The organism is Nonomuraea montanisoli (assembly GCF_013363975.1).
Lineage (GTDB): Bacteria > Actinomycetota > Actinomycetes > Streptosporangiales > Streptosporangiaceae > Nonomuraea > Nonomuraea montanisoli.
This window is the reverse complement of the sequence record NZ_JABWGN010000011.1, coordinates 366,074-379,394: the sequence shown is the minus strand read 5'-3', so window position 1 is coordinate 379,394 and position 13,321 is coordinate 366,074. Positions and strand designations below refer to the sequence as shown.

The 13,321-nt window shown below is 72.9% G+C and carries 13 protein-coding genes; 7 read left to right on the top strand and 6 right to left on the bottom strand.

Going from position 1 to position 13,321, the window contains the following annotated elements:
- Positions 1-7 precede the first annotated feature (7 nt).
- Positions 8-2,353, bottom strand: coding sequence for a bifunctional polysaccharide deacetylase/glycosyltransferase family 2 protein (locus tag HTZ77_RS29255; RefSeq protein WP_328808837.1), 2,346 nt, complete (start codon positions 2,351-2,353; stop codon positions 8-10).
- On the bottom strand, positions 2,350-2,862 hold the full coding sequence (locus HTZ77_RS46720) for a hypothetical protein (protein ID WP_175592906.1): 513 nt from the start codon (positions 2,860-2,862) through the stop codon (positions 2,350-2,352). Before HTZ77_RS46720 ends, HTZ77_RS29255 begins: the two co-directional genes overlap by 4 nt.
- A gap of 925 nt (positions 2,863-3,787) precedes the next feature.
- Between HTZ77_RS46720 and HTZ77_RS29245 the strand changes: the two genes are divergently transcribed.
- Positions 3,788-4,480, top strand: a complete 693-nt coding sequence (locus tag HTZ77_RS29245; RefSeq protein ID WP_205303733.1) for a hypothetical protein — start codon at positions 3,788-3,790, stop codon at positions 4,478-4,480.
- Between the two features lie 68 nt (positions 4,481-4,548).
- Here HTZ77_RS29245 and HTZ77_RS29240 read toward each other — a convergent pair whose 3' ends face one another.
- The 3 genes from HTZ77_RS29240 to HTZ77_RS29230 all read right to left on the bottom strand — a co-directional run bounded on the left by HTZ77_RS29240 (position 4,549) and on the right by HTZ77_RS29230 (position 6,893).
- On the bottom strand, positions 4,549-5,343 hold the full coding sequence (locus HTZ77_RS29240; RefSeq protein ID WP_175592904.1) for an SDR family NAD(P)-dependent oxidoreductase: 795 nt from the start codon (positions 5,341-5,343) through the stop codon (positions 4,549-4,551).
- Positions 5,344-5,702: 359 nt separating this feature from the next.
- Positions 5,703-6,284 carry an HAD family hydrolase gene (locus HTZ77_RS48430; protein ID WP_205303731.1) on the bottom strand — a complete coding sequence of 194 codons (582 nt, stop codon included), beginning with the start codon at positions 6,282-6,284 and terminating at the stop codon, positions 5,703-5,705.
- A 51-nt stretch (positions 6,285-6,335) separates the two neighbouring features.
- Complete coding sequence (locus HTZ77_RS29230; protein WP_175592902.1) at positions 6,336-6,893, bottom strand: dihydrofolate reductase family protein; 558 nt, start codon at positions 6,891-6,893, stop codon at positions 6,336-6,338.
- Positions 6,894-7,143: 250 nt separating this feature from the next.
- Here HTZ77_RS29230 and HTZ77_RS29225 point away from each other — a divergent pair, with 250 nt between their 5' ends.
- The 5 genes from HTZ77_RS29225 to HTZ77_RS29205 all read left to right on the top strand — a co-directional run bounded on the left by HTZ77_RS29225 (position 7,144) and on the right by HTZ77_RS29205 (position 10,767).
- The gene (locus tag HTZ77_RS29225; protein WP_328808836.1) at positions 7,144-7,941 is read left to right on the top strand and encodes a hypothetical protein; all 798 of its coding nucleotides are present in this window, start codon (positions 7,144-7,146) and stop codon (positions 7,939-7,941) included.
- Positions 7,938-8,318 (top strand): GntR family transcriptional regulator, encoded by a 381-nt coding sequence (locus HTZ77_RS29220; protein ID WP_175592901.1) that lies wholly within the window; start codon positions 7,938-7,940, stop codon positions 8,316-8,318. Before HTZ77_RS29225 ends, HTZ77_RS29220 begins: the two co-directional genes overlap by 4 nt.
- 79 nt (positions 8,319-8,397) lie before the next feature.
- Complete coding sequence (locus tag HTZ77_RS29215) at positions 8,398-8,877, top strand: RrF2 family transcriptional regulator (protein ID WP_175592900.1); 480 nt, start codon at positions 8,398-8,400, stop codon at positions 8,875-8,877.
- A 76-nt stretch (positions 8,878-8,953) separates the two neighbouring features.
- Positions 8,954-9,409, top strand: coding sequence for a carboxymuconolactone decarboxylase family protein (locus HTZ77_RS29210; RefSeq protein WP_175592899.1), 456 nt, complete (start codon positions 8,954-8,956; stop codon positions 9,407-9,409).
- Between the two features lie 512 nt (positions 9,410-9,921).
- A complete protein-coding gene (locus HTZ77_RS29205) occupies positions 9,922-10,767 on the top strand; it encodes an NAD(P)H-binding protein (protein WP_175593027.1) in 846 nt (281 codons plus the stop codon).
- A 109-nt stretch (positions 10,768-10,876) separates the two neighbouring features.
- On the opposite strand, the gene HTZ77_RS29200 is transcribed toward HTZ77_RS29205, so the two are convergent.
- Positions 10,877-11,992: a winged helix DNA-binding domain-containing protein gene (locus HTZ77_RS29200; RefSeq protein WP_175592898.1), complete on the bottom strand. Its 1,116-nt coding sequence runs from the start codon at positions 11,990-11,992 to the stop codon at positions 10,877-10,879.
- 139 nt (positions 11,993-12,131) lie between these two features.
- Here HTZ77_RS29200 and HTZ77_RS29195 point away from each other — a divergent pair, with 139 nt between their 5' ends.
- Positions 12,132-13,316 carry an MFS transporter gene (locus HTZ77_RS29195; RefSeq protein WP_175592897.1) on the top strand — a complete coding sequence of 395 codons (1,185 nt, stop codon included), beginning with the start codon at positions 12,132-12,134 and terminating at the stop codon, positions 13,314-13,316.
- Positions 13,317-13,321 lie beyond the last annotated feature (5 nt).

Genomic DNA, 13,321 nt, shown 5'->3' with positions numbered 1-13,321 from the left:
CTGCGGGTCAGCCCTGGGGAACGGACGCGGCGCCGCCGAAGGTGCCCTCGCGGCGGATGGTGTGCCAGCGCAGCCGTACGCCCAGGACGGCCGTCGCCACCGACTGGATCACCACCAGGTACATGAGCTGCCGGTAGACGAACTGCTGCAACGGCAGCACCCACAGCGCGGAGGCGCGCTCACCGTCGAGACGCAGCGCGTACCAGCCGGTCAGCGCCTGGGCCACCACGAACCCCGCCCACACCGCCACCACCGGCAGCGGGTCGCCCAGAGCGGTGCGATAGACCGCCATGAGGTCGACGACGGGGGCCAGCAGCGGCAGCACCATCTGGAACATCGCGAGGTAGCCGAGGCAGCGCCGGCCGAACGGCCCGCGCTCCAGCACCGCGCGCCGGTGCTTCCACATGGCCTGGAGCGTGCCGTAGCACCAGCGGTAGCGCTGCTTCCAGAGCTGGCCGAGCGACGTGGGCGCCTCGGTCCAGGCCAGCGCCCGCTCCTCGTAGACCACGCGCCACCCGAACCGGCACAGCGCCATGGTGAGGTCGGTGTCCTCGGCCAGCGTGTCGGAGCTGACGCCGCCGAGCGCCACCAGCGCCGAGCGGCGGAACGCGCCGATCGCGCCGGGCACGGTGGCCATGCAGTCGAGCAGCTCGAAGGCCCGCCGGTCGAGGTTGAACCCGATGACGTACTCCATGTGCTGCCAGCGCCCGATCATGCCGCGCCGGTTGCCGACCTTGGTGTTGCCGCTGACCGCCCCGACCGACGGGTCAGCGAGCTGGCGGACCAGCCGGCCGATGGTGGGGGGCTCGAAGACGGTGTCGCCGTCCACCATGATGATCAGCTCGTGCCGGGCCTGCGTGATACCGGTGTTCAGCGCGGCGGGCTTGCCGCCGTTGGGCCGCCGGATGACCCGCACGCCGGCGTGCCCGAGCGCGGCGGCCAGGGCGGCGGTGTCGTCGGTGGAGCCGTCGTCGACGACCAGCACCTCCACCTCGCCCTGGTAGTCGGTCTCCACCAGCGAGCGCACCGTCGCCTGGATGCCGGCCGCCTCGTTGTAGGCGGGCACGATCACGGTGACGGGCGGTGGCGCGGACCACACGGGGGCGCGTCCCTTCCGCCGTTTCCCGCCCCGCGTACGGCGGGCGTGCACCCACGCCAGGACGGCGAAGAACGTCAGCCGCGCCAGCGTCAGCGCGCCGGCGGCGAACAGCACCCACGACAGCGCCCCGGTGAAGGCCCCGGCGGTGCGCTGGGCGGTGTTCAGCACGGTGCCGGCGAACCGGTCCATGGCGTCGGCCTGCCGGTGGGCGGAGGGCATGCCGAGCGCGCCCGTCACCGTGACCGCCCGATACCCCCTGCCCGACAGCTCGGTCAGGACCCGGTCCAGCCCCTCGACGGTCTGCCGCCGGTCGCCGCCCGAGTCGTGCATCATGACGATCGCCCCGCGTCCCTGGGAGGGCAGCGCGGAGGCGGCGATCCGGTCCGTTCCGGGCCGGGCCCAGTCGCGGGTGTCGAGGTCGGTCAGCGCGACCAGGTACCCCTCGGCGGCCAGCGACCGCATGCCGTCCCACTGCGGGACGGTGATCGCGGCCGGCGTCGAGGAGTACGGCGGGCGGGCCAGCGTCGTGTGCAGGCCGGTGGCGCCCGCGAGCGCCTTCTGCGTCAGTGACAGCTCCAGCCTGAGCCGCCAGCCGGGCACGGAGGCGAGGTCCGCGTGCGTGTAGGTGTGGTTGCCCAGCTCGTGGCCCTCGGCGACGATGCGCCGGGCCAGCTCGGGGTACTGGGCGACCTTCGAGCCGACGGTGAAGAACGTCGCCTTGGCCCCGTGCTTCCTCAGCACGTCCAGGACGCGCGGGGTCCAGGTGGGGTCGGGGCCGTCGTCGAAGGTGAGTGCGACGGTCCGGCCGGCCGGGCGGGCGCTGGACGGGGCGCCGGCGGTCAGGTTCAGCACGGGGCCGCCGCGCCGGGCCCTGGCCAGCTCGGCGGAGGGGCGGCCGGTGGCGGGCGGTGCGGCGTGGGTCTCGCCGGTGACGCCGGTCACGTACCCGTTGAGGGTGAGCGCGGCGGCGACGAGCAGCAGGCCGACGGCGAGCATGAACCAGTGGCCGCGCGGGTCGGCGGGACGCCTGGCGGCCGCCGCCTCGGGGAGGGTGACGTGCGGCTGCTCGGGACGTCCGGCGGCGGGCTGGGGGAGGGTGACGTGCGGGCGCTCGGGACGTCCGGCGGCGGACTCCGGGAAGGCGGCGGACTCCGGGAAGGGGCCCGGTGGCCGCTCGGGACGCCGGGCCGAGGCGGGGTCCTGCCAGGCGGGGACGGGCGGAGGGGGCCAGACGCGGACGTCCTGGGCGGTCACTTCTTGGGGCCCTTCGTCCGGTCCGGGTCGAGACCCGGCGGGATCCGCCTGGTGGGCGTCGGGTCGGCCGTCGACTCGCCGGGCGTGGGCGTGGGCGTCGGCTCGGTGGTGGGCTCCTCGGACGGCTCCGGCCGCTCGGTCGGCTCCTGGCGGGGGGTGGGGCGCCGCGTCTCGCTCCGCTTGGGCGTCGGCCGCCGGGACGGCGTGGCGGTCCTCGTGGGCGTGGGAGTGGCCCGTGCCTGGACGGGCGAGGGCGTCGGGCGCCTGGTCGAGCCGGTGCGAGGAGTCGGGGAGCGGTGGGACGAGGCGGAGGCGCCGACGCCTTCCGGCTGGTCGCCCGGCCATCCGCTGACCGACAGCGTCGTACGGGAGAACGCGCCGCCGATCACGACGGCCAGCACCCCGATGGCCAGCAGACTCGACACGATCCCGAGCACCATGACCAGCCGTCGGCGACGGCCGCTCTGGTCGACGAAGACGGCGGTGGTGGGGTGCGGCTCAGGTGACACGCTGAGTGATGGTAGTGGCCGCCGATAACTTGTGGGGAAATTTGGGCTTTAACGAGGAGCGATCCTCATCTGACGGAGCGCTGACGACGATGCCGCATCTTGTCCCCCTTGACAGGTGGATGTCCTGCTATGCGGCTCGATGGCGGTTATGACGCTCCGTGTTTCTTCGCCCCGCGAACCGGCGGCGCGCGTGCGGAAGTGTCGGTGGGGCCTGTCACGATGCCGTCCAGATCCCGATCCAGCTCCTGACCCGGCGGTCGCCCACGCCTGCCGGGGGGAACGAGGCGCTTCGTGACCGAGCCCGGCCGTAGGTCGCTGCGGACGATGGCGGTTCCCCTCGCGGTACGGGCCTTCCGCCACTACTACCTCGGCCAGACCGCCTCGGCCTTCGGGGACGCGCTGACGCCGCTGGCCCTCGCGTTCGCCGTGCTCGACCTCACGGGGTCCCCGGCGGACCTGGGGATCGTCGTGCTGAGCACCCGCGTCCCGGTGATCGCGCTCACCCTGGTGGGAGGCGCGTTCGGCGACCGGTTCCCGGGCGCGCCGCCTGCCCGAGGGGGTCGTGGCGCGGGCCGGCTCGGTCGTCATGCTGGGGGCGCTGGTGGCGGCGCCGATCGGCATGGGCGTGTCCGGGCCGTTGGCGGCGGCGTGGGGCGGTGGCACGGTGCTCGCGCTGAGCGCGGGGCTGGGCGTCGTCCTCACGGTCGCCACGTTGCTGGTCCCGGCGGTGTGGCGGATACGGGACGATCTTCAGAGCGAGCCTTCTCCTGTCGGCCCTCGGTATGTCAGCCCAGGGTCTGACGCGCGGACCGGGGAAACACGCGAGAGTGTCACCGGCGGACCGGCCTGATCTGAGCCGGATCCGCCGCCCAGGAGTCGAACGGAGGAGGCTGGAGTGCACGCCCCACGCAAGAGGTCCCGCAGGATGTGGGCACGGATCGCCGCGGCGCTGGCGACGCTGCTCGTCGCCGCCGTGGCCGGGGTCGCCGTGGCTTACCCCTCCGTCGCCGCGACCACCTGTCCCGGCTGCTACGGCCTCACCGAGCTGGAACCCGGCGTGTACGCGGAGAAGGGCCTGTCCGGCGAGCAGCGGGAGCAGATCCACCGCACCGTGGCGGCCGCCCGCGACCGGATCGAGGGCTTCTACGGCACACCGCTCAGCTCGCCCCGCCTGCTCGTCTGCGTGACCGATGCCTGCTATGCCCGCATAGGCGGCAAGAAGGAGCGCGGCATCGCGATCCTCAACCGGTCCGTCATGCTGTCGCCCCGAGGGCTGGACACGGTGATCGCGTCCCACGAGATGTCCCACGTCGAGCTGCACGCCCGCCTCGCCTCCGGTGCGGAGGTGCCGCAGTGGTTCGACGAAGGGCTGGCGGTGGTGGTCTCGGACGACCCTCGTTACCTGCGTCCCGAGGCCGCGGGTGACCGCTGCACGACCCCGCCGACGGGGCCGCTGCCCGTGACGCTGGAGCAATGGCTGGCCGCGGCCGGCAAGGACGCCACCACGTACGCCAAGTCCGCGTGCCAGGTGCACCGCTGGCTGCGTTCCCACGACGGCCGCCAGGGGCTCCTGTCCCTGATCACGCGGCTGAACGCGGGCGGATCCTTCACGTCATGAGGCTCTTCGGGGTGATGCGGGGGCACCGTGTGAGGCTTCGCCGAGAAGTGCGGGCAAGATGCGTCACCCTACGGGAGGATCGCGTCCACGTAGCCGCCGTCGACGCGGATCGCGCCGCCGGTGGTGGCCGAGGCGTACGACGAGCTGAGGTAGACGACCATGTTGGCGATCTCCTCAGGTTCGATCAGTCGTTGCAGCAGCGACTGCGGCCGGTGCAGCCGCATGAACTCGCGCTGGGCCTCCGGCCAGGGCAGGTCACGGTCGACGAGCTCGTACACGAAGTCCTCGACGCCACCGGTGTGGGTCGGACCGGCGATGACGGAGTTGACGGTGACGCCGCTACCGGCCGCCTCCTTCGCGAACCCGCGCGACACGGCCAGCAGGGCCGTCTTCGTCATGCCGTAGTGGATCATCTCGACCGGCGTGACGACCGCGGAGTCGCTGGCGACGTACTGCACGCGCCCCCACGACCGGGCCTTCATCCCCGGCAGGTAGGCGCGGGTGAGACGGACGGCGGCCAGCACGTTCACCTCGAAGTAGCGCCGCCACTCCTCGTCGGTGATCTCCAGCGCCGGCCGGGATCCGAAGATGCCGAGATTGTTGACCAGGATGTCCAGTTCGGGAAGGACCTCGGCGACGTGGGCGGCACCGTCTTCGGTGGCCACGTCGGCCGCCAGCGGCACCACGTCCGCCTTCCGCACGTCACTCCGGATCCGGTCGGCGGCCTCCTCGACGGTCGAGGCCGTCCGGCCGTTGACGGCCACCCGGGCGCCCGCCCTGGCCAGGCCGGTGGCGATGGCCGCCCCGATCCCTTGGGTTGACCCCGTGACCAGCGCTGTCCTACCGGTGAGATCGATGAGCATAGGGGGCTCCTTCCCCTTACCGGGAGGAGCACCCGTGCCGCAGGTCAGCTCGTGACACCTGTCCTGCAGCCGGTCCTGCTGCTGCGCTCCCCCCGTACTCGCCCGGCCCCATGAGTTCCGGCCACGCCTCACGAGCGCATCCCCGAAGCAGCTTCATCCGAATGTCGCTCACCCGAGTGTCGCTCACCCGAGTGTCGCTCACCCGAGTGTCGCTCACCCGAGCGTCGCCGCCCCTGCCCGCAGCGACAGCGCGGGCGGGCCCGCGACAACAGCCGGGCGGGAAGGGTATCCCCGCAACTACAGCGCGGGCGGTAAGGCGCACCCGCGATCAGCGCCATGTACGGCTTGAAGGGGCGGCGCTACCAGGTCAGGGCGGTCGCGAGGTCGGCCGGTGTGCGGAAGTGGACACCGGTCATGCCGAGCGACCTGGCGCCCTCCACGTTCTCCAGCCGGTCGTCCACGAACAGGCACCGTTCAGGCGCCGCACCGGCCAGTTCCGCGGCGATCTCGTAGATGCGGCGGTCCGGCTTGACCACTCCGACCCGCGCGCTGCTGACCAGGGCATCGGCGAAGTAGGTCAGCCCGAGCCGGTCGAGGTGCTCCTCCACGGTGTCCATGGCGTTGGTCACCAGCACCACCGGCACGTGCTCCTGCGCCTTCGCCAGCAGCGCCCTGACCTCCTCATCCACCCAGAACGGCACCTCCATGAACTCGGCCACCGCCTGCCGGGCCCGCTCGTCGTCGCCCAGCGCCACGGCGATCGCGTCGGCCCACTCCCGTTCGGTCGTCTCGCCGAGGACGGCCGGCTTGATGAGGGCGGGGTCGAAGGCCGTGCGCATCAGGGGCAGGCCGTACCGGGCCTCGATGTCGGCCTGCACGGCGTGGTCGAACTGGCGAAGCACGCCGTCGAGATCACAGAGCACTGCGTCGAAGGGGGTCACAGCCGCCATTGTGCCGTGCGGGATCCGTCGACATCGCCACGCCGGTGCGCCTCAGCGCTTCGGTTCGAAGTGGAGCATCGCGATGCCGCACTCGAACGGCCGCGCGTCCACGAGGCGCAGCCGCTGGTACGCCCCGCCGGGGAAGACGGGCATGCCGGAGCCGATCGCGGTCGGGTTGACGAACAGGTGCAGGTCGTCGATCAGGTCGGCGGCGATCAGGCTCGACACGAGCGTGCCGCCTCCGTAGACGATCATGTCCCCGCCCGGCTGGGCCTTGAGCTTGGCGATGGTCTCGACGAGGTCGCCGCCCGCGACGACGGCGTTCTCCCAAGGTGACTCCGCGAGGCTGTCGGAGATCACGACCTTGGGCGTGTCGTTCATCCAGTCGACGGCCTCCTGACTCTCGCCCGCCGGCCGCGACGCCCAGTGCGGGATGAATCCCTCGGCGAGCTTGCGGCCCAGCACGATGCAGCCGACCGACTGGGTGAGGTCCGTGATGTAGGTGCTGATGTCGTCGGTCCAGGGAAACGTCAGCCAGTCCATCTCGCCGTTCGGGCCGGACATGTAGCCGTCGGCGGTGGTCTGGACCTGGAGGATGAGCCTGCGCATGGGGTGCTTCCTTCCGGATTCGGGTGTCGGCGGTGTTCGCTTCCGATGACTCCACGATGGCGGTGGGCTCTTACGGTTTCCTTCCTCCGGGCTTATGGCGTCCGTCATCTGATCTTCAGGACTGCGTTCGGCGTTGACTTTGTCGCAAGCAATGACGCATCCTATTGAGACAAAGGTTGCGACGTAAGGGGGAGGTATGGCAAGCACATCGTCGCCGGGACCCGGTCCGTCGGCAGGGCCGGGAGCGGTGGTGAGCCCCGCCGACCTGAGGCTGACCGGCTCCTGGCTGGCGCGGCACGGTCTGCCCGACGCCTCTCCGACGCCGCTGCTGGCCACGCGGCTGGCGGTACGGCGGCGGGCGCGGCTGGCCGATCAGGTCGCCATCGCCGTGCTCATCATGGTGGCCGCGCTCGCGCAGGCGGGCGACCGGCTCGCCACCTCCGCCTTCGGCGGGTTCCAGCCGCACCGGTCCGCGCCGTTGCTGATCCTGGCGGCGGTGATGGCCGGGCTGCTCCTCGTGCGGTCGCTGCTCGACTGGTGGGTGCGGCGCGTCGACCGGCGTGCCGGGGCGGCGCTGTCGCGCCGGGCGGCCCACCCCGTCCAGCCCGGCTGGCGCGCCGTGCTGGGCCGGCCCTTCGCGACCCTGGCGCTCGCCACCTTCGCCGGCGCGCTGGTGCTGGCGGTGAGCGCTCTGACGATTCAGGACGACGCCGTGCGTCACGCGGCCTCCGTCCTGCTGATCGGCCTGGCCGGTGTCGGTGCCGGCGTCGTCGTGCACCTGCGTGAGCTGCTGGCGCGCCCGGTCGTGGCCGAGGACGAGGTCTCGCTGACGGCGGACGTCATCATGCGGATCGAGGACGCGCGGGAGGTCGCCGTCCCGGCCGTGCTGTGGGCGCTGCCCGTGGTGCTGCTGTTCGGGTCCGCGCCCGGATGGTGGAACGTCGCCTCGCTCCTGTTCATGTTCGCGGGCCTGGCCGCTTGCGCCGCGATCCATGCCAGGACCCCGTCGAGCGCGGCGGTGGCCCGGAGGGTGATGGGCGTCCGATGATCGTCATCGACTCGGGTTCGCCCGTTCCGCCGTTCGAGCAGCTTCGTGCCCAGCTCGCCCGCCAGATCCAGGACGGCGCGCTGCCCGTGGGATCCCGGCTGCCGACGATCCGGCACCTGGCGGCCGACCTCGGCCTGGCCGTCAACACGGTCGGCCGGGCGTACCGGGAGCTGGAGGAGGCGGGGCTGATCGAGACGCGTGGGCGGGCGGGCTCGTTCGTGTCGGCGGCGGGGGAGGAGGGCCGCGAACGGGCCCGGCGGGCGGCCGCCGAGTACGCGGCCGTGATCGCCAGTGTCGGCATCGACGCGAGCGAGGCGATCCGCATCGTGCAGGCGGCGCTGGGGACGAGGCCGGCGGCGGCTTCGTCCTTCTCGTAGTGATTCGTCGGCCGAGCCGCGGGCCGGCGATCGGCCCGCGCGCTCGCGCGGGTAATCCTGGACGTGTATTATCCAGGATATGCAGATGGGTGAGGGCGTGGAGTGGGCGCTGCACAGCTGCCTCAACCTGGCCTGGGCCGAGCCCGGCGAGGCGGTGCCGGCGGCCAAGCTGGCGGCCTTCTACGACCTCCCCGCGGCGTACCTGAACAAGCAGTTGCAGGCGCTGGCGCGGGCCGGGATCGTGACGTCGGTCTCGGGGCCGCGCGGCGGGTTCCGGCTGGCGCGAGCGCCCGAGGAGATCACGGTGCTGGACGTGGTGACGGCCATCGAGGGGCCGCAGGAGGCGTTCCGGTGCCAGGAGATCCTGCGGCGGGGGCCGGGCGGCAGCGAGTCGGTCGACTACCGCAAGGCTTGCGTGGTGTCGCAGACGATGCGCGGGGCGGAGCTGGCCTGGCGCAAGGAACTGGCGGGTCAGACGCTGGCCGACCTCCAGGCGCGGGTGGAGAGCAGGTCGCCGCGCACTCCGGCCATGACCCGGCAGCGGTTCGGCGAGCTGTAGGAACGTCGTGCGTGAGGGCTGCGCGGACGTGTGGCCGAATTCTGGTTATTGCATATCCAAGTAGAGGAGATCAGAGATGCAGGCTCGGATGCCGAACGTGTACAAGCTCGCCTCCGGCGGCTACCAGGCGCTGACGGCGATGGAGGCGTTCGTGGGGGCCAGCGGCGTGCCGCGCGAGACGCTGGACCTGGTCCGGCTGCGGGTCAGCCAGATCAACGGCTGCGCCCTGTGCGTCGACATGCATGCGCGCGAGGCCCGCGACGGCGGGGTCGCGGACGAACGGCTGTGGTCGGTCGCCGCCTGGCGGGAGGCCCCGTTCTACACGGACGCCGAGCGTGCGGCGCTCGCCCTGGCCGAGTCGGTCACCCGCATCGCCGACCGGCCGGAGGGCGTGGAGGACGAGGTCTGGGAGGAGGCGGCGGCGCAGTTCGACGAGGCGGCTCTGGCGGCGCTGTTGATGGCCATCGCCTCCATCAACGCCTGGAACCGGATCAACGTGGCCACCCGCCAGATCGCCGGGTCCTTCCGATGATCCGGCGGTGATCCGGCGGTGATCAGCTGATCCGGCGGTGATCCGGCGGTGATCAGCGGCGACGCGGTGATCGGCGGTGATCGGCGGCGATCCGGCCTTTCTGGTGACTCCGTCCTTCTGGCCCGACTTTCCGGTGGGCCCGACTTTCCGGTGGGCCCGACTTTCCGGTGGGCCCGACCTTCCGGTGGGCCCGACCTTCCGGCCGCATTTTCGGTGAGCCCGCCTTTCCAGTGATCCCGCCTTCGGGCCCGCCTCCTGGGGGCCTTGCGTCTTGGGGGTTCTGTGTCCTGGGGTCGGGCGTCCGGGGCGACGCGTTTCGGGGGTTCCGCGCACGGGGGCCGCGCACAGAGGGTTCCGCGTATGGGGGGCACGCACGGCGGGGCCGCGCACGGCGGTTCCGTGTCCTGGGAGTTGCGTGTCCTGGGGATTCCCCGTTCCGGGGAACGGGGGTTCGACCCTTCGCTCGGAACGTGTCCGGAATATCCGCGTTCAAGGGACGGCTGCCCTGGGGCATGAGCAAGATTCTCGTGATCGGCGCCACCGGCAACGTCGGCCGCCACGTCGTCGCCCGGCTCCTGGACGCCGGAACCTCCGTGCGGACCCTCGTGCGGGACCCAGGCACGGCCCGGCTCCCCGAAGGCGCCGAGGCGGCGCGAGGCGACCTGGCCGAGCCGGTCACGCTGGCGCCGGCGCTGGCCGGGGTGGACACGGTGTTCCTGATCTGGCCGTTCCTCACCGCCGAGGGCGCCCCGCCCGTTCTCGACGTCCTGGGACGCCAGGTCCGGAAGGTCGTCTACCTCTCGTCGTCCGGGGTGGACGACCAGGCCGAGCGGCAGACGGACCTGATCAACCAGCTCCACGCCGACATGGAGGCCCTGATCGCCCGGTCCGGCCTGGAGTGGGCCGTGCTGCGGGCCGACACGATCGCGTCCAACGCGCGCGGGTGGGCCGCCCAGATCCGCGCCGCGGGCGTCGTGCGCGGTCCCGAGATCGCCCCGACGGCGGTGGTGGACCCGCGTGACGTCGCGGCCGTGGCGGCGCGGGTCCTCGTCGGGGACGGGCACGCGGGTGCGACGTACGTGCTGACCGGGCCCGAGGTGATCGGCCGGGCCGATCAGGTACGCGCGATCGGGGAGGCGCTCGGGCGGCCGGTGCGTTTCGAGAGCGTGCCCGTGGAGGAGGCGCGGGCCCGCATGCTCGCCGACGGCCGCCCGCCCGCGCTGGTGGAGGCGCTGCTGGCCGCCGCCGGGACCCGTCCGCGTTCCGGGCTGGTGACCTCCACGGTCGAGGAGCTCACGGGCGCCCCGGCGCGCACCTTCGCCCAGTGGGCCGCGGACCACGCCGACGACTTCCGCTGAAGCCGCAGCCGATCAGGGCGAAGACCCGGCTGGCAATCGCATGGTGGTGGCGGAACGTGAGAAGGATCTTCTCCGGCGACTCGTGGGACGCTTCAGTCGATCGCCCGGCTCACTGCGCGGTCGTGACGCGGACGTCGTGGGCGAGGCCCGCCGCGGCGAAGTCCAGGAGGCGCTCTCCCTCCTCCACCAGTTCTTCCATCGCCGCCACGTCCGTCACCGGCTCGAACAGCTCCACCGCCAGCACCGCCCTGTCCCGGTCCTTCGCGACCTTCCAGGTGCCACGGACGAACCCGTCCACGAGCACGGTGGGGAAGACCATGGAGCCGACGCAGACCCGCCTGCGGTGCTCGTCCGTCATGATCCGCGTACGGTCGGCGTAGGCGACCACGAGGTTGTCGAACGCGGGAAGGAACCGGACCGGGACCGGCGTCCCCGGGTCGGGCAGCTCGGCCTCCGGCAGGTCGAACAGCTCGTTGCCCGTCTCGTCGCGGCAGACCCGCAGCCGGGGCCGGAGCCGTTCCAGGTCGGCCTCCAGCCCGCGCAGCCCCGACCACATCTGGAGGTCCCGTACGCCGGCCGGCCCGAACGCCGCCAGGTAGCGCAGCACCAGGTCGTCCACGCGCGGCTCGGCGGCCATCGGGACGCCGAGCCACTCCTCGGCCAGCGTGAACGGCGTCGCCCCGCCCTTGCCCCAGGTGCCGCTGGGCGGCCGGTGGATCACGGGCACGAGCGTCTGCACCGACCAGGCCAGCGCCTCGGGATCGCGGTCCGGCCAGCGCTCGGCCAGCAGGTCGCGCAGCCGGGGCCGGGTGAGCGTGCGGCCCCGGAGCAGGTCGCGGCCGGCGGCGGCCAGCTCGTCGAGGTCCATGCCGGCCGTGGCCCGTCCGAACGCGGCCTGCCGGGCGCGGCCCAGCGGGTCCCGCATGAGCGGGCGCAGCCAGGGGAAGTCGGCCGCGGTGACGATGTGCTGGGTGCCGCGCAGCACCGACGACCGCACGACGCTCCTGTCGTTCAGGAGCCCGGTCAGGTCGTCGTGGGTGAAGCCGGACAGCCGCGTCCAGAGGCCGATGTACGGCGGGTCGGCGGCCTGCGCCTGTAACCCGACGAGGTGCCTGACCATGTCGAGGGCGGGCAGGTCCGCGCGCGCCGTCAGCGACTGCCGCGCGAGCGCGGCCCGGTTGAGCGTCCGGCGGTCCACCCGTGCCCCGGTCAACGTGTCGTCCATATCTGAAGCGTGACAGGCATCGCGGAAAGGATCGTTCCGCGATGGCCGGGCGGTTGGTGAAGTCTGAAAGGCGCCGGTACCCGTCCCGGCGCCCCTGCTTGGCTGAGAACACCCAAGCCACGCCCTCGAACGGAAACCCATGCCCACCACACTCCAGCCCCGCACGCGCCCGCCGCTCACCGCCTGGTTCGCGGTCGCCTCGATCGCCCTCGGCATCTTCGCGATCGTGACCAGCGAGATCCTGCCCATCGGCCTGCTGACCACCATCGGCGCGGACTTCCACGTGTCCGACGGCACCGCGGGCCTGACCATGACGCTGCCCGGCGTCGTCGCCGCGGTCGCCGCCCCCGTCGTCACCCTGGCCACCGCGCGCCTGGACCGCCGGGTGATGCTGGGCGTCCTCATGGGGATCCTCGCCGTGGCCGACGTACTCGCGGCGGTCGCCACCGCGTATGAGGTCATGCTGGTCTCCCGGGTCCTGGTGGGGCTCACGATCGGCGGGTTCTGGTCGATCGGGGCCGGGCTCGCCGCCCGCCTGGTGCCGCCCGCGGCGGTCGGCACGGCCACGGCGCTGATCTTCTCGGCCGTGCCGCTGGGGTCGGTGCTCGGCGTGCCGGCCGGCACGTTCATCGGCCACGTCGCGGGGTGGCGGACGGCCTTCCTGGCGCTGGCGGTCCTGTCGGCGGCAGTCCTGGCCGCGCTGCTCGTGGTGGTGCCGCCGCTGCCCGCCCGGCAGGTCACCAGCGCCCGGGTGCTGCGCGACCTGCTGCGCGGCCGGGACACGAAGGTGGCGCTCCTGGCCACGGCCCTGATCGTGCTGGCCCACTTCGGCACCTACACCTACGTGACGCCGTTCCTGCGGGACGTCACGGGGCTCGACCCCGCGGCCGTCAGCGCCGCGCTCCTCGCGTACGGGGTGGCGGGCATCGCGGGCAACTTCCTGGCCGGCCGGACCGTCGGGGCGGCCCCGCGCGCGACGTTCGCCGCCGCCGGGTGCCTGATCGCCGCCGCGACGCTGCTGCTGCCCCTGATCGGCACGCGGGCCGGCGGCGCGTTCGCCCTGCTCGTGGTGTGGGGGCTGGCGTACGGGGCGGTGCCGGTCTGCTCCCAGGCGTGGTTCGCCCGGGCCGCGCCGCACGCGCCGGAGGCGGCCACGGTGGTGTTCACCTCGTCGTTCCAGGCCACCTTCGCGCTCGGGGCGCTGCTCGGCGGGGTCGTGGTGGACGCGGTCTCCGTCTCGGCGGCCATGGTGTGCGGGGGGATCGCCGCGCTGCTCATGGCGGCGTCACTGGGCGGACTCGGCCGCTCCCCGTCGAGGCCATGACGTCC